Raw genomic sequence first — 16,077 nt, forward strand, 5'->3', positions numbered from 1 at the left:
GACCTGGCGAATAAAGTCGAAGCAGGCGCTAGGCCGCGCGGGCCGCGCTGGAAGACCACACCGGCTCGTTGCCCGCGCTCCACTTGATGTTGCAGCCGATCGACGGCGCCTGGCTGGCAGTGGGCCTGCCGCCCTCCAGCACCGTATCGACCGCCGCGCGCAGATCGGCACCCGTCACCGGCTTGCCGTTGCCCGGCCGCGCATCGTCGAACTGGCCGTGATAGGCGAGCCGCCGGTCAGTGCCGAACAGGAAGAAGTCGGGCGTGCAAGCCGCGCCATAGGCTTTCGCCGTCTGCTGCGACGCATCCTTGAGATAGGGGAAGGAATAGCCGAATTTTTCGGCTTCCTCGCCGATGCGGGCGAGCGTCTCCTCCGGATGCGCCTCGTGGTCGTTGGCGTTGATCGCCACCACCTGCAGCCCCTTGCCGGCGTAATCCCTGGCGAAAGCGGCAAGCTGCTCGCGGATCAGCACGACGAACGGGCAGCGGTTGGAGATGAAAGCGACGAGCAAGGCCGGCTTGGCGTCGAAATCGGCAAGGCGGTGCAGCACACCTTGCGCGTCGGGCAGCAGGAAGTCGGCGGCCCTGGTGCCGAGGTCGACCGGATTGGACTCTGTTTTCGGCATCGATGCGCTCCCTTGTTCAACCATTTTCACAGGCCAAGATGCGAGCGCTCCGAGCGTTTGCAGTTAGTCTATGAATTTAGTATAATTATAGGCTGGAGAGCGCATTCACGGTCAACCGCGCGGCTTAGAATATCGTGCCAATGTTTCAGGCCGAGCCGCCAAGTTTGTTCGGGCGGAAGCCGATCCGGAGAAATCCGGACGGACAGCATTTATCAAGCGCAACGGGGTTCGGCGACGAAATTGTACTGCCCAGCCGAACCGTCTTGCGATTTTCGCGACGTCATTCCCCTTCCGGATAGAGCGCTTTCGCCAGGTCGCGGATCGCATCCGATGTGCGCGGGCCGAAGCCGATCATGTAGGCGCCGTCGAGCACGACCAGCGCCTTGTTGGCCGCCGCCGGCGTTGCCGCCAGCGCGCGGTTGCCGAACACCAGCTCGGCCGTCGGCCCGCCCTTGCCGTCGCTCATCATCAGGATAACGTCAGGCGCCATCTCGATCAGTTTTTCCTCCGACGCCGCCTTGTAGCCCTGTACGATGTCCATAGGGTTGAGGCCGCCGGCATAGCGGATGATGGCGTCGGCAGAAGTACCCGCGCCGGCAGCGCTCAGACGTACCAGGCCATGGAAGAACACCACCTTCTTGCGCCGCTCCGGCGGAATTTGCGACGCCAGATCCGCGGCAGCCTGAAAGGCGGTGAGCACCTCGGCGGAAACCGCCTTGCCCTTGTCCTCGAGCCCAAGGCTGGCGGCGATCAACGTGATCTTGTGCTCGATGCCTTGCGGGCTGTTGTCCTGCGGGACCAAGACGATCGGGATTGCCAGCGACTTCAGCACCTCGACCGCTTCAGGAGGCCCGCTGTCTTCTGCGGCCAGGATCAGGTCGGGACGCAGGCTGGCCAGCCCCTCGACCGAAAGCTGGCGGCGGTAGCCGACATTGGGTTTTTGCGCGACTTCAGGCGGATATTTGCTGCCGCGATCGATAGCGACGATTCGCCCGCCGGCGCCCAGCGCGTGGACGATCTCGGTGACGTCGGAACCGAGCGTCACGATCCGGGTCGCCGCGCCCGGCACGACGGTTCGCCCCAGCGCATCGACAACGGTCTCGGCGGCCAGCGCCTTGAAGCCGCAGGAAGGCGCCAGCACCGACAGTGCCAGAAGCAGCACCGCCGCGATCCTGCCCGGTTGCGACCAGTGGGTCGTCTTGCCTTCGCCTAAACTGCCGACCATGCCGCTGTTCCCGTGCCAGATGCTTCTCGAGGATGGTCGGCTATAAATTTAAAGTTGACTTGTGTCATCATGTTTTAATATGTGACCCGTGCCCTGACCTGCCTGGTCGAGGGATTTTCAATCATGCCAGCCAAGGCCGCTCAGCCACCGCCAGCAGTTTTGCTTTTGCTTGGGGGCTGCATGACAACGACAACAAACACGACATTGATGGCGAGCACGGCGCTCGCCTTCGTGCTCGGCCTCTGCGCCGTGCCTCTTGCCAGCGCGCAGGAACAGGACCGGGAGAAAAAGGCCGCCGCCAAGACCGGCCGCCTGGCGCCGGCCAGTGTCGCGCAGAACCAGCCGGCGACGATGCTCGACGTGATCACCATCTCGGCAACGATGATCAAAACGGCAGTGATCGAATCGATGGCCGCCATCAGCGCCGTCGATCAGGACGAACTCGACCGCATCCAGCCCGACACAGCCGCCGACATCTTCCGCACCACACCGGGCGTCGCTGCCTCGATGAATGGCGACGATCCCGCAACCGCCATCAACATCCGCGGCCTGGAGCAATATGGCCGCGTCGTCGTCACCCTCGACGGCGCCCGCCAGGACTACTGGCGCGTCGGTCATGGCTCTGGCTCGTTCTATGTCGAACCCGACCTGATCAAGGAAGCCACCGTCATTCGCGGTCCGGTCTCGAATGCCTATGGTTCCGGCGGCATCGGCGGCGTCGTCTCCTTCGAGACCAAGGATGCCGGCGATTTCCTCAAGAAGGATGAGCGCTGGGCGCTGAGCGAGAAGCTCGGCTACGAGGACAATGGCGACGGCTTCACCACCAGCACCACCGGTGCCTACCGCTTCAGCGACGATGCCGATATCATCGGCAACCTCATCTACCGCGACCGCGACAGCTACACCGATGGCAATGGCGACACCGTGCCATGGACCGGCGAGCGGGTGACCAGCGGCTATCTGAAGGCGACGTTGCGGCCGGCCGATGGCCATGAGCTGAACCTCGGCGCCATCCTGCAGCGCTACAACGACCAGATCACCGGATCGAGCGGCTCGGCCTCGCCGACCCTGAGCCGCTATGACACCGACACCACCAACCAGACCTACACCGCCGCTTACACCTGGAAGCCCGACGACAACGCGCTGATCGACTTCAGCGCCAATGCCTATCACAACCGCACCCGCGCCGAGCAGACGCAGGTCTGGCCAACCTCGGCGATCGGCAATTTCCGCTTCTACGACGTGGCCACGACAGGTTTCAATGTGAAGAACTCCTCGCGTTTCGACGCCTGGGGACTAGCACATACGCTAACCTACGGACTCGACTACTACTATCTCGAGGCCTCCTCGGAAGCGGCGCATTTCGGCGCTGGCCAACAGCAGGGTTATGGCGGCTTCCTGCAGTGGCAGGGCGATTACGAGGATTGGCTGCAGGTCATCGCGGCGATGCGCTATGACGGTTACCAGCTCGATGGCGAGACGCGCATCCCGTCACCGCAGGAAGCCTCGATCTCCGGCGATCGTTGGTCGCCGCGCCTCACCGTCGGCGTCACGCCATTCGATGGCTTCCAGCTCTATGGCACCTATTCCGAAGGCTACCGGGCGCCGGGTCTGCAGGATGTCTTCCGTGGCGGCGGCGCGCATGGCGGCGGTGATACATATCGGCCCAATCTTCTGCTGCAGCCCGAGACGGCAAAGAACTGGGAGGCCGGCGTCAACGTGAAATATGACGATGTGCTGACGGCGGGTGATCGGCTGCGCGCCAAGGCCAACGTTTTCCACACTGACGTCGAGGATTACATCGACGTCGACCTCACCGTGCTGCCGCGCACGGCAATCAACATCGGCGACGCACGCCTGAAGGGCGTAGAGGCCGAGATGGTTTATGATTATGGCTGGGGTTTCGTGAACCTCTCCGGCGCGCTGATCGACGCCAAGGTCGTCAGCGGCGTCTATTCCGGCCAGGCGTTGAACAACACGCCGCTCGACCGCTTCTCGGCCACGATCGGCTTCCGCATGCTGGAGGACCAGCTCACCGTCGGCGCGCAATATCTCAGCATCGGCAAGATCACCCGCACCAGCCGCACCAATCCCAACGCCGTGCCGGTCGTCGATGACGGTTTCGATCTGGTCAACGTCTTCGCCAACTGGCGCGTCAACGACAACCTCAAGCTCGATTTCGGCGCCGATAACATCTTCAACACCGCCTACACCGATCCGCAAAGCGCATGGTCGACCTCGGCGGCAACAGAACAGGGCAAGGGCCGCACCTTCAAGGTGGCCCTCACCGGCAGGATCGGAGGCTGACAATGAACGAAGCATCGGTGCGTGAACTGGCCTGCGAGGCACGGCTCAACCTGCGGCGTCTGCCGGACTACATGGACAGCATCTCCGACAGGCTGCGGAGCTTCGAGGCCGATGCTTCGCATCAGGGACAGCGCATCGATTTCCGCTTTGCCTTCGGCGGCGCCTCGTTCGACATGGAGCGGCTGGTGATGCGGGCCAATGCTGCCGACCGCGACGGGCTCGCCCGTATCAAGGACCTGCTCGCCACAGCCGTACAGGTCTACGCCAAGGAGGAAAACCCCGAGATCGTCTGGACCGGCGATCTCTCAGGCGAAACCAGCCTCGCCCAGTTCCGCGAGATGGTGGTGACCGATGTTCGCGACCTCACTCCGAATATGCGCCGCATTCGTCTGACCGGCGAGAACCTCTCGCGCTTCGCCAAGTTCGGCGGCATGCATATCCGCATGCTGTTTCCGACCAGGGACGTCCCCGATCCGCTGTGGCCGGTGCTGGGCGGCAATGGCTTACCGGTCTGGCCCACCGACGACCGGCGCCCGGTGGCGCGCGTCTACACCATCCGCGCGCTTGACGTGGAAAAGGGCATCATCGATGTCGACTTCCTGGTCCATCCCGGCGAGAGCGTCGGCTCCGCCTGGGCCATGCAGGCCGCGCCCAGCATGAAGGTTGGCATCATGGGCCCGGTCGGCCGTCCGGTGCGGCAGGCAGAATGGTACGTCATGGGCGCCGATGAAACCGGCTTGCCGGCGCTGGCTCGGCTGCTGGAGACGCTACCGGCCGGGACAAAAGGCGTCGCCTTCGTCGAGATCGCCAATGATGGTGAAAGACAAGCGATCAACAATGGCACGGGCATCGAGGTTCATTGGCTGACACGGGATGGCGTGGCGGCGGGCGAGGACAGACTGCTGGCCGAGGCTGTCCGCTCGGTGGCGTGGCCGCAGGACGGTTCGGCCTTCGGCTGGTTCGCGGCGGAAGCCGCTGCCGCCAAGATCGTGCGCGAATGTTGGCGCGACACGCTGGGGCTTGGTCGCGATCAAACGCTGGCGGCGGCCTATTGGCGGCGTGGCTCTGCCGGATTGATGGCGGGGTGAACTCTGATGATCGGCCCGCGGTCTTTGCCGATGCCGATATCAATTTGATCACCGGAGACAAGGTTCGAAATATCGCACACCACCAGCGGCATGCGGATGTCATAAAGAAATTCGGCAACGATGGCACCGACCGCCAGGATCGGGTCCGGCCGCTCCAGAAGAATACCGGCCGGCGCCGTGCCCCTGCGGATCGCCTCGGCCAGGACCGAGGATGAAGACGACGAGCCGCGCCCGCTCGGCATGACCAAAATCCTGCCGGCGACATTTCGGCCGAGGCCCGGATGGGAATGGTCTGTTATGTCGCCGGTCTCGGCATCGATGCCGCCCCAGAAGCTGAGCGGTTGCGAAAACACCAGCGCCTGGCCCTGGGCTTCGCCGGCCAGTTGGAAGGTGCCGGTTCGTTCCACCGGTCGCGTCATGACGCGCTCCGCACAACATGCCCGGCCGCAGCAGAGCGGATGCAATCCCGCATCTCGGCGAAGGCGACGGACACACCGATATTGCCGGGTGCGTAGTGCGCCCATTTGCCGGAATTGGTCATCACCACGCCATCGAGGCGTTCCAGGATCGATGTGACATAGGTGCAGGTATCGGCGACCGGGATCAGGCCGAACGCCTCCATACCGGCCAGCGCGCCCTCCTCCTGCAATCGCGTCAGCGTCGCGCGGCCGGTGTTGACATAGATCGGAATGCGCCTACCCGGTGCTGCCTCGCGCAGCAACGGCAACAGTCGCATCCATTCCTCATGCGAAAAATGCGGCGTGCCGAGCGACACGGCCGCCAGCGGCGCGCCATCCGGCACGTTCGATAGCCTGGCCAGCGCATGGTCGATGTCGGCGCGGGTAATGCGGATCGTCTCGTCAGGCGCATGACCCTGGAACGCCTCATCGAGCGTCCTTGCTTCCGGCGTGATGCCGACCGCATGGAACAGCGCCACAGCACCGGTCGTTGCCGCCGCCGCCCCCAGCGCCTTCAGCTGGTCCTCGTCGCGCGGCCGCGGCAGGCCGGCAATCACCGAAACGCGGTCGCCGCTCGCTTGCCCAATCAATAGCCCGACGCCGACGAAAAGGCTGTCGCTCGGCTCGCTGTCCGGAACATCCAGCTCGAACAGGATCCGACCACGCCGGTTCTCGCTCAGATGCAGCCCCCAGGCCGGCGCGCGTCCGGTCATGGCGCAGCACAGATCGATGAAATCGCCATAGCGGTTGGTCCGCGCGCCGATCACCGAATTGGCAAAGACGATGGCGTTGGATTCCCCCCAGGCGATCTGTTGGCCAAAGCTTGGCCGGAACCGCGTCTGGTAAGGCGCGCAAGTGAAAGTCGCCTGGCAGCCGAGCTCCAGATGCGCTTTCATCAGCCGCCGCGCCGGCACCTCTTCCGCCGCCGGCATTTTCACCATGCCGGGATGGATGAGATCGAACGAGCCAACATTCAATGTCGTCGGCACCTGGACGCGGCCACCGCCTTCGACCAGCCGCTCGACGAAATCGAGCCCTGCCTTGCCGTGGTAGAGACAGCCGTCGATATGGGCGCCGGCAATGTCGAGCAGGCTGCCCGCCCCGATCGCGTTGGAAAAGGCGACCAGGATTTTCATGGCAGCAGCCGCTGACAGGCCATGCTCGCCGTCGAGCATGGATCGGTCGCGTGCAGTCAGTTCCAGGGTCATCGGTATGCTCCGGGTCGTGCCCGTCTATGCTGTCCCTGATTGCGGACGGTCTGGCAAGACCCGGTGAGGATCAGTTCGCCGCGATCAACACCGTGCTTTCAGGCGACCAGCGCAGCACGACATCCTGACCTTCTGCCAGCCGTTCCATGCCGGTATTCTGCACAATCACTTTCAACGTCTGACCAGCACGCTCGACGAAATAGGTGCTGTTGCTGCCGGCGAAGATGCACTTGGAAACCTGTCCCTTGAGCATGTTGGCGTTGCTATCCGGTGCTCCGGCATCCCTGGCGATGCGGATGCGTTCGGGCCGCACGGCACAGCTCGCCTTGGCGCCGGCGGCAAGCTTGGCACCCACACCAGCGGCAATCGCCGTTCCGTCCGCAAGCCGGATGCCGTCGCCCGTGCTGTCGCCGCGAAAAATGTTGGCGTCGCCGAGGAAGGTGGCGGCGAACTCGCTCTTCGGGCTGTTATAGATCTCCTCCGGCGGTCCCTCCTGCACCAGCCTGCCGTCGCGCAATATGCCGATGCGGTCGCTCATCGTCAGCGCTTCTTCCTGGTCGTGCGTGACGAAGATGGTGGTGATGCCGATCTCGCGCTGGATGCGCTTGAGCTCGATCTGCATATCGACGCGCAGCGCCTTGTCGAGCGCGCCGAGCGGCTCGTCGAGCAGCAGCACGCGCGGCTTGGTGACGATAGCGCGGGCGAGAGCCACACGCTGCCGCTGCCCGCCGGAGAGTTGGTGCGGCCGGCGGCCACCAAGCTTGCCGAGCTGCACCAGATCGAGCGCGCGCTGCACCTCCGTTGCAATCACCGCCTTGGCCTCGCCGCGCACCGACAGGCCGAAGGCGACATTGTCGGCGACGCTCATATTGGGAAACAGCGCATAGTTCTGGAACACCATGCCGATGCGCCGCTTTTCGACCGGCACCCGCTCGACGCTCTCGCCGCCGATGGTGATGCGGCCCGAATCGGGAAAATCGAAACCGGCAATCTGGCGCAGCAGCGTGGTCTTGCCGCTGCCCGACGGCCCCAGCAGCGCATAGAATCCGCCATCGGCGAAATCGATGGAGACATTGTCCAGCGCCTTGTGTGCGCCGAAACTGCGCGAGACATCAGATACCTGCACGCCGGCCATTATTTCTCTCCGCCGAATTTGAAGAACCGCGCCGTGAGCAGCATCAGCGCCATCGACACGACAATGATGATCGTCGAGACCGCATTGATCTCGGGCGTGAATCCTTTGCGGATCGCGGCGTAGATTTCCACGGGCAGCGTCGTCTGCCCAGGCGTCGCCAGGAAATAGGACACCACGAACTGGTCGAACGACACTGCAAACGCAAACAGCCCTCCGGCAATGACGCCTGGCATGATCCAAGGCAGCGTGACGCGCCTCGTTACCTGCCACTGGTTGGCGCCGAGCGAGCGTGCCGCCTCTTCCAGCTCCGGCGCGAAGGTCTGCAGCCGGGCCGAGACGACGACGATGACATAGGGCAGCGCCAGTGCGACATGGCCAAGCAGGATCGCATGCAGCCCGCGACCGATGCCGACGCCGAAAAAGAAGATCAGCATCGCCGTGCCGGTGATCAGCCACGGAATGGCGATCGGCGGAAACAACAGCGCCTGCAGGAATTTCTTGCCGCGAAACTCATAGCGATAGAGCGCCAGCGATGCCGCCGAGCCGAGCACGACACAGATGACGGTGGTGATGACGGCGATCTCGACGCTGTTCCAGGTGGCGGCGATCAGCTGGTCGTTCTGCCACAGCGAAGCGTACCATTCGGTCGTCCATTCGAACGGCAATTGGTAGAAGGGCGAGACGTTGAACGACATCAGCGCCATGATGATGATCGGCAGATAGAGGAAGGCGAGCAGCAGACCGATGTAGAAGCGGCCAAGCCATTCGAGGACGCGGGTCGTCGCCATCACGCGGCCCTCCGCAGCACCGGCGACGCCACCGCCAGGATGACCAGCACCACGGCCAGCAGGATGAAGGAAAGCGCGGCACCGAGCGGCCAGTTGAACACGGCGACGAACTGGTCCTCGATGACCGTGCCGTAGAAGGTGCCGGTGCGACCGCCGAGGATGCGCGGCTCCATGAACGAGCCGACGACGGGGACGAAGATCAGGGCCGCACCCGCGACCAATCCGGGCATCGACAGCGGGATGATCACCCGCTTCAGCACCTGTAGCCGTGAAGCGCCAAGCGAACGCCCGGCCTCAATCAGGGAGTCATCGATCGCCTGCAGCGTGAGATAGCAGGTCAGCACCATGTAAGGCACGTAGGAATGCACCAGCCCGATGATGACGGCTGGATAGGAATACATCAGGTCGATGTTGATCTTGAACGGCAGCACGGCGTTGAGCGCGGTGTCGAGAATGCCGCCCTCGCGCAAAACCATCGCCCAGGAAAAGATGCGCACCAGCCCGTTCGACCAGAACGGCAAGATGACGAGCAGGAAGATCGCCTCGCGGCTGCGCCCCTTCAGCACTTTGGCGAGCACGTAAGCGGCGGGATAGCCGATGACGACGCACCACAGCGTCACTTCGAGGCCAAGCCGCAGCGAGGCCAGCAGCAGTGTCAGATAGAGGCTTTGCGAGAAGAAGGTGGCATAGTTGCCAAGGGTGAATGTCCACGGCTTTCCCGACAGCGGCAGCTCGGTCATGAACGAGAAAAAGACCATGGCCGAGAGCGGCAGGAAGATCGCCACCGTCAGCCAGAGATAGGCTGGCGCCAGCAGCGGCAATGCCGATCTCAGCCCGCTTCGCGACGCTGTCGCTGCTGCCATGATACCCTCCCCCAGGATTGAAACGCCAGCCGGCGCGAACCGCCGGCTGGCCGGGATGTTGGCTCTATTTCACGTCGACCTTCAACTGCTGCCACAGCGCCAGATAGGCTTCGCGCTGGGCATCGGTGATCGGCGCCTGGAACTGGATGCGTTTGTCCACCTCGGGGTCGCCCATGACCTTGCGGTTGAAGGCATCCTCGGGCAGCGCTTCCACCGCCTTGGTGTTTGCGGAGACAGGAGCACCGACCTTGGTGACCCATTCGACGTAGAATTTCGGGTCGATCATGTAGTTGATGAAAGCCTCGGCGCCGGCGACGTTCTTGGCGCCGACCGGAATGGAAAACGCGTCGAGCCAGGCGACGGCACCCTCCTGCGGCACGACCAGAGAGACCGGCAATTTGAAATGCGTCTTGGCGCGATCGGCCGAGCCGCTCCAGTAGGTGCCGATGTCGATCTGGTTGGAGGCGACCATCTGGTTCCAGTCGTTCTCCGAACTCCAGAAGGTCTTGATCTGCGGCATCAACGAGGTGAGCTTCGCCTTGACCGCATCCATATCCTTGATGTCGTTGATGTTCTGGCCCGTTGCGATGGCGCCGAACTGCACCGCTTCGACGGCATCGTCGCGAATGACGACGCGGCCCTTATGGGCGGCATCCCACATCTCGGCGATGCTCGTCGGCGGCTTGTCGAAGGATTTGTCGTTGATGGCGAGCGCGGTGAGGCCCCACACCCACGGCACGCCATAGACCTTGCCGTCATGGACGAGCATCGGCGATCCCGCCTTGTCCTTGCTGATGTCGGCGTAGTTCGGCAATTTGGAGACGTCGATCGGCTGGATCAGTTTGCCGTCCATCGCCTGGTCGTTGAAGGCGGCATTGATCATGACCACGTCGTAGAGACCGGGATTGGTCCGGATCTTGGTCAGCATTTCCTGTTCGGAATTGAAGAAGTCGTTGACGACCTTGTTGCCGGTCGCTTTTTCGAAAGCCTCCACCGCCCATGGTTCGTCGGCGCCGTATCCCTTCCAGTTGAGCACATGCACTTCGTCAGCCTTGGCGGCGAACGCGAGTGCGGAGGTAAAGACGGCGGTCGCCGTCAGCAGAGCAGTCAAGTCAGGCATGCGCATGGTTGGTTCCTCTCTGTGGGTTTGCCCGGTTCCCGGGCTGTCAGGCTTTCCAGCTGTTATGCATTGGCCTTCTGTGTCCGGCCTGCTCCCGACGGGTCGGCGGCATGGCTCAGGAATGTCTGGATTTGGTGGTCGGTCGGCGCCGACGAGCCGCCATGGCGGGTGACCGATATGGCCGCTGCCGCGTTGGCATAGCGCGCTGCCTCGAAGGGCGGGATGCCGCGCGCCAGCGCGCTGACGAAAGCACCGATATGGGTGTCGCCGGCGCCATTGGTGTCGATGGCGGTGACTTTGAAGCCGGCAACGGTCTGCGCCGTGCCGTCGGCCAACCTGATATGGCAACCCTTTGCCCCGGAGCGGATGACCACGCCCGCTGCTTTCGGGCAGTGGTCGCCCAGCAGCCGTACCGCGAGGCCCTCGACATCGCCTGGGCCGGCAATCTCGGCGGCTTCCGTCGTGTTGCAGCTCAGCCATGTGGTGCGGGCAAGCACCCGCGACAGGATGGGACGCGGAATGTCCGTGATGACCGGCGTCGGGTCGAAGACGAAGGGAATACCTGTCGGCAGCGCCTCGATCCAATCAGTGAGCGCATCGCGACTCTTGGGGTAGCTCAGCGTGTAGCCGGAGGTGAACACCCAGTCACCCGGTGCCACCGCGACCGGCGCCATCATGTCGAGGCTGAGAACGCTCTCCGCACCAGGCCACGACACGAAGGTGCGTTCGGCGTCGCTCGAGATCATGGCGACGCAGTTGCCGCTGTCCATCACGGGCGATCGCGGCGTCAGTGTCTCGATACCCTCGGCTATGAAAGCAGCGCGCAGGAAATCGCCATTGGGCCCGCTGCCGAGTTGGCCGCCGAACACCACCTGCATGCCGGTGCGGCTGGCCGCGACCATCATGTTGAAGCCGCCGCCGGCGACCTGGGCAAAGCTCGATGCCGTCTTTTCCATGCCGGGCGCCGGCAGGGCGTCGATGCGGTAGACATAGTCGACCACGGCACTGCCGACATGGACGAGACGGCCGCTCATTCCGCCGCGTCCTTGCCGGAACCGATTTTCGCCATCCTTGCTGCCACGAGATCGGCGGCGAGCGCGCGAACCTCCGACATGTCGAGGCCGACAAGCCGGGCGATATGCTGTTGCGGCAATCGGGAAAAACCGCTGCAGGCGCCGGCCATGCCGGCAGCGATGGCGCCGATCGTATCGGTGTCGCCGCCGAGATTGGCGCTGATGACGGCTGCTTGCCATGGGTCGCCACGCGCGACTTCCAGCACGGCGAAGGCCGCCGGAACGGATTCCTGGCTGGCGACGCCGGTGCCAACCAGATCGGTGATCAGCCGGATCGCATCCCTGATCGCCTTGCCGTGTACGATGTCTTGCGCCCAGACGATGCGCGCGGCGATGTCGCCGCCGGTCACCCAATGTCCGAGTGTCGCCCCTCGCCTCGCCGCCGCGACCGCGCTGGCGGAAGCGTCGCGCCAGCCACCGCCGGCGACGCCGCGGCTGACGGCTGCCGCAACGGCAGCGGCGGAGGCGATGGCAATCGAGGTGTTGTGCGTGGCCCGGCAGGTCTCAGCCACCTTGCCGACGAACCCTTCCAACGGTTCGAGCGGCATCATGATGCCGACCGGCGCGATACGCATCGCCGCACCATTGGTGTCGCCGCTGCGCCCCGCTTCCTCAGCCGGCATACCATTGTTGATGGCGTCGATGGCGCGTTTGGTCGATGGCCCCAAAAGGTCATAGCTGCCACGCGCCTTAACCTCGCGTTCCCAGTCGAGCAGCGCATTAACCCAGCGCGCGTGGTCGAAACGGTCGCCGGATTCGACCAGGATGCGGCCGAGCAGCAACGCCTGCTCGGTATCGTCGGTGATGGTGCCGGCGGCCAATCCCTTCGACACCGGATGATCCGGGAAAGGCTCGATGAAATCCTCGACATGGCCGTAGAGTTCGGCAATGCGAACCGGCGACAAAAGCTGCGTCGGCATGCCGAGCGCATCGCCCAGCGCTCCGCCGACAAGCGCCCCCATGGCGCGGTCAATAGCCTTGCTGGTTGCATCCGACATCGCTCAGAACCTCATATGCAGCGCAAAATGCGCCGGATTGAGCAAGCTGGTGACGTACTCGATCGGCCGGTCGTCGGCGGCGCGCGTCAGCCGGCGGCCACGCAGGAAAGGCGTGCCTTGCGGGCAGCCGAGGATGGCCGCATCCTCGGCATTGAGCATCTCGATCTCGACCCATTCCTCGCCATGGTCGGGAATGAGGCCGGCGACGCGCAGCGTCTGGTGCAGCGAGCCCTCGCGCAATCCGCGCAACGGTACGTCCTCGAGCTCGGAGGACAATGGCAACCGGCTGCGCTCGATGGAGATCGCATGGCCGTCGCTGGCGTTGGTGCGCACCCGGTCGACGGCGATGAAGAACGGGCTTTCGATGCCAAGCAGCGCAGCCAGATCGGGGTCTTCGATGACCTCCAGCCGCAGCGTCCGCGTCTCGGCATTGGCGCCGGCATCGGCCAGCGCGCGCGACCAGCCGATCGAGTCGTCGACCGGCTTGCCGTCGAAGGTGACGAACGAGCCGATACCAACCTTGGTCGTGATCAGCCCGCGGCTGGACAGTTCCTCGAGGCCTTTGCGGACCGTATTGCGGCTAACGGAGAAGCGCTGGACGAGTTCGTTCTCGCTTTGAAGGCGGTCGCCGAAACCGAGGACGCCGGAACGGATCTCATGTTCGAGGACGGTGGCGATCTGCTCGGGCTTGCCCGTGCCGGGAGACAGTTGAACCGCGCGCCGCTTCATAAGGGTACCTGTTCAATGAACCTGTATAATCCTGTTCAATACCGAGGCCCGGATGCTATGTCAACAGATGCCGAAGACTGACCAACAGGCAGCGAAATGTGCGGGATAACCGTGCAGGGCGTGCCGAGAGGCAGGTCAATAGCCCTGAAAAGCCGGTCGGCGATCGCCAAAAAGGGGCATACATCAAGGTGATGGAGCCAGATCCTGATTCAATTTCACCAGGGGCAGGCTACGGGATCGACACCTCACGCGGTTCGACGAGGATGTCCGCCTCGATAGCGGCGTTGATGAACGCCGCTCTTGCCGCCGAGACTTCTTTCTTTCCCTCGAGCACGGCCAGACAGGCCTTGCGGGCAACCATATGCTTTTGCCCGGTCGCAACCGGCCAGCGGTTCAGCAGGATGTCGGCAGCCTGAGCGACCCGCTCCACGTTGAAGATTGAGTTTCGCGATCGGCCGAGCGCAATCCTGACCGGCTCATCGAAACGCTGATCTTGCACGATGCCACTCCCCAAAGTCGGCATTCATCGATTCGCGGCCTTCAACCCCGAGCAATGTGATAGGTTCTGCGCCAAAGGTGCAAGATGTCCGATTCCAGTGGCCAGAAAAATCCCAGGCTGATCGTCGTGGTCGCGTTCGATCGCGGTGAGGATGGCGAGTTGTTCCCAGCCTTTGGACCCGCCGACCAGCAGAGCGAGGATCGCGCCATACGCACCGCCAGGGCTCTGACGGCAAAGCATTCCGGCGTCATCGCCTGGAGCCGTGAGGCCGATCCGACGCTGGGCGAATATGGTCCGCCGAACACGCTCTTCGTCAGCGGTGACGTGCCTGACATGGAGTAGTCGACTGGCGCCAGCATCTGAACGCCTCGCCCATAGGGTTTGATGCGAGCCGGTTTTGCCTCGCCAGCAAGCAAAAGCCCGCTACGGTGAACCGGAGCGGGCCTTGGAGGAGGACAAGGGGTGGGACCCTCTCCTCTTGTTTCCACGGGGGGGGGTGTGGACCGCAATGACCATACGAAAGTTTTGCAGAGTGCAGGATCACAAGCCGGCTTGCCTGCATCACAATCCGGTGCACGCCGACATTGGGGCGCTCACGAGATTGCGATCAGTTGGCGATAACCCGGCTAGATGCACCCGAGTACGACAAGCACGATGACGATGAGCAGCACGAGCCCAAGGCCGCCGCCGCCATAAGAGCCGGCGCCGTAGGATTGAACGTCGCAGCTGCGATGTTCAAAAGACGAGCGCTCCAAAGGCCTACCGTTCCGCGATTGTGGCGGGCATCGCGCGCGGAAGAAGTCTCGCCAGCAACAGAAACGGCCATCCTGGTGATGGCAACCAGGATTTAATTCCGGCACGCCTGTGGACCGCAGAAAGCCCACCAGTGTGGCGGGCTTTCCGATCGGCCGGAGATGGCGAGAAGCCGATTGCAGAAGCAATTACGCGAGGTAGTGAGTTTCAGCTTCACAGAGAGAATACTGAAATTGAAGTGTGGTATATATATCTCAAAATTTCTGAAATAATAAAGTTGTAATATTAGTTTGCACAAACAATGCGCAGGTCTATTGACGATCAACGTTGCCAGTGTGGTTGCTGCGCGCCGGGGCGCTTGTCAAACGACGCCGTAGAACAGCCTGTAGTGGACGCGCTTCATATAGTCCCGGTACTCCGGCGTGGCGGCCAGCAGCGCCTCTTCACGCAGGATGCGGTGCACCTGGAAGAAGGTGATCACCGCGTAGACGGCTAGATTGTAGAAGGAAAAGGCCGATAGCAGGAACAGGACATGGCCGGCAAGATAGCCGGCATAGATCGGATGCCGCACCAGACGGTAGGCACCGCCCGTCATCACGCCGCGATTGCCCGGCAGAATGGCGAAAGAACGCCCCAGCGATATCTTTCCCCAGATCACGAACCCCAACGCCAGGGCCTGCAGCGGCGCCGCAACATGGACCGGGATGATGGCCACGCCCGGCTCCAGGTCGATGAAACCGACACCGAAGCTGGCGATCACGGAGACAACCACCGTGAGCGGGTTCCAGTCGCGAACCTTCGGCCGACGCGACAGAAGCAGCCAGGTAAAGGTCAGGATCTCGGAAATCGCCACCAGCGCCACATTGATGCGCGTCGGGTCGAGCATCAGGTGATACACGCCGCGGTAGACGAACATGCCCGCGAAGGCCAGCGCGCAGATCCGAAAGAAACCTTCGCGCAAATCCACCAGGATCTCACGCTTTCGGGCTGCGGACAGAATCGTGCCGTCACTGACGTGCGAAAGCGCCTCGCTTTTTGATATGAGCAATGCAGACACCCCAATGATCCCTCAGGGCGACCTTTGCACGCAACCATTGCCGGGCAGTTAATCAACAAGATCAGATCGGTCTTAAACTGGCTGTCGGGGAGCCAGGGCGCCACTTCCAGACGACCTGCTCCACGCGGTCGCCCAGAAAGACTGGCGACCC

Annotated in this window: 16 protein-coding genes; 3 read left to right on the forward strand and 13 right to left on the reverse strand. The window is 63.3% G+C overall.

Features of this window, described 5'->3' with window-relative positions:
- Nucleotides 1-28: 28 nt before the first annotated feature.
- Nucleotides 29-625, reverse strand: coding sequence for a thioredoxin family protein (locus tag A4R29_RS18490; RefSeq protein WP_013530814.1), 597 nt, complete (start codon nucleotides 623-625; stop codon nucleotides 29-31).
- A 280-nt stretch (nucleotides 626-905) separates the two neighbouring features.
- Complete coding sequence (locus A4R29_RS18495; RefSeq protein WP_063172551.1) at nucleotides 906-1,850, reverse strand: heme/hemin ABC transporter substrate-binding protein; 945 nt, start codon at nucleotides 1,848-1,850, stop codon at nucleotides 906-908.
- A gap of 180 nt (nucleotides 1,851-2,030) precedes the next feature.
- Between A4R29_RS18495 and A4R29_RS18500 the strand changes: the two genes are divergently transcribed.
- The gene (locus tag A4R29_RS18500) at nucleotides 2,031-4,157 is read left to right on the forward strand and encodes a TonB-dependent hemoglobin/transferrin/lactoferrin family receptor (protein WP_063172552.1); all 2,127 of its coding nucleotides are present in this window, start codon (nucleotides 2,031-2,033) and stop codon (nucleotides 4,155-4,157) included.
- Nucleotides 4,158-4,159: 2 nt separating this feature from the next.
- The gene (locus tag A4R29_RS18505; RefSeq protein WP_063172553.1) at nucleotides 4,160-5,245 is read left to right on the forward strand and encodes a siderophore-interacting protein; all 1,086 of its coding nucleotides are present in this window, start codon (nucleotides 4,160-4,162) and stop codon (nucleotides 5,243-5,245) included.
- Here the strand turns inward: A4R29_RS18505 and A4R29_RS18510 are convergent.
- The 10 genes from A4R29_RS18510 to A4R29_RS18555 all read right to left on the reverse strand — a co-directional run bounded on the left by A4R29_RS18510 (nucleotide 5,206) and on the right by A4R29_RS18555 (nucleotide 14,116).
- The gene (locus A4R29_RS18510) at nucleotides 5,206-5,664 is read right to left on the reverse strand and encodes an aconitase X swivel domain-containing protein (protein WP_063172554.1); all 459 of its coding nucleotides are present in this window, start codon (nucleotides 5,662-5,664) and stop codon (nucleotides 5,206-5,208) included. The genes A4R29_RS18505 and A4R29_RS18510 overlap by 40 nt on opposite strands.
- Entirely contained in the window at nucleotides 5,661-6,911 is a 1,251-nt protein-coding gene (locus tag A4R29_RS18515; protein ID WP_063172555.1) for an aconitase X, read from the reverse strand. The genes A4R29_RS18510 and A4R29_RS18515 overlap by 4 nt, the downstream gene beginning before the upstream one ends.
- Before the next feature lie 70 nt (nucleotides 6,912-6,981).
- Complete coding sequence (locus tag A4R29_RS18520; protein WP_063172556.1) at nucleotides 6,982-8,046, reverse strand: ABC transporter ATP-binding protein; 1,065 nt, start codon at nucleotides 8,044-8,046, stop codon at nucleotides 6,982-6,984.
- Nucleotides 8,046-8,834, reverse strand: coding sequence for an ABC transporter permease (locus A4R29_RS18525; RefSeq protein ID WP_013530807.1), 789 nt, complete (start codon nucleotides 8,832-8,834; stop codon nucleotides 8,046-8,048). Before A4R29_RS18525 ends, A4R29_RS18520 begins: the two co-directional genes overlap by 1 nt.
- Nucleotides 8,834-9,697: an ABC transporter permease gene (locus A4R29_RS18530; protein WP_013530806.1), complete on the reverse strand. Its 864-nt coding sequence runs from the start codon at nucleotides 9,695-9,697 to the stop codon at nucleotides 8,834-8,836. Before A4R29_RS18530 ends, A4R29_RS18525 begins: the two co-directional genes overlap by 1 nt.
- 64 nt (nucleotides 9,698-9,761) lie before the next feature.
- Nucleotides 9,762-10,823 carry an ABC transporter substrate-binding protein gene (locus A4R29_RS18535; protein ID WP_063172557.1) on the reverse strand — a complete coding sequence of 354 codons (1,062 nt, stop codon included), beginning with the start codon at nucleotides 10,821-10,823 and terminating at the stop codon, nucleotides 9,762-9,764.
- 56 nt (nucleotides 10,824-10,879) lie between these two features.
- Complete coding sequence (locus A4R29_RS18540; RefSeq protein WP_063172558.1) at nucleotides 10,880-11,851, reverse strand: PfkB family carbohydrate kinase; 972 nt, start codon at nucleotides 11,849-11,851, stop codon at nucleotides 10,880-10,882.
- Nucleotides 11,848-12,888 carry an ADP-ribosylglycohydrolase family protein gene (locus tag A4R29_RS18545; protein ID WP_063168552.1) on the reverse strand — a complete coding sequence of 347 codons (1,041 nt, stop codon included), beginning with the start codon at nucleotides 12,886-12,888 and terminating at the stop codon, nucleotides 11,848-11,850. The genes A4R29_RS18540 and A4R29_RS18545 overlap by 4 nt, the downstream gene beginning before the upstream one ends.
- Nucleotides 12,889-12,891: 3 nt before the next feature.
- A complete protein-coding gene (locus A4R29_RS18550; RefSeq protein WP_013530802.1) occupies nucleotides 12,892-13,617 on the reverse strand; it encodes a GntR family transcriptional regulator in 726 nt (241 codons plus the stop codon).
- 229 nt (nucleotides 13,618-13,846) lie between these two features.
- On the reverse strand, nucleotides 13,847-14,116 hold the full coding sequence (locus tag A4R29_RS18555) for a DUF982 domain-containing protein (protein ID WP_013530801.1): 270 nt from the start codon (nucleotides 14,114-14,116) through the stop codon (nucleotides 13,847-13,849).
- A gap of 84 nt (nucleotides 14,117-14,200) precedes the next feature.
- Between A4R29_RS18555 and A4R29_RS18560 the strand changes: the two genes are divergently transcribed.
- Nucleotides 14,201-14,458, forward strand: coding sequence for a hypothetical protein (locus tag A4R29_RS18560; RefSeq protein WP_013530800.1), 258 nt, complete (start codon nucleotides 14,201-14,203; stop codon nucleotides 14,456-14,458).
- A gap of 772 nt (nucleotides 14,459-15,230) precedes the next feature.
- Here A4R29_RS18560 and A4R29_RS18565 read toward each other — a convergent pair.
- Nucleotides 15,231-15,926, reverse strand: coding sequence for a methyltransferase family protein (locus tag A4R29_RS18565; protein ID WP_013530799.1), 696 nt, complete (start codon nucleotides 15,924-15,926; stop codon nucleotides 15,231-15,233).
- Between the last annotated feature and the right edge of the window lie 151 nt (nucleotides 15,927-16,077).

Source organism: Mesorhizobium ciceri biovar biserrulae (genome assembly GCF_001618845.1).
Lineage (GTDB): Bacteria > Pseudomonadota > Alphaproteobacteria > Rhizobiales > Rhizobiaceae > Mesorhizobium > Mesorhizobium ciceri.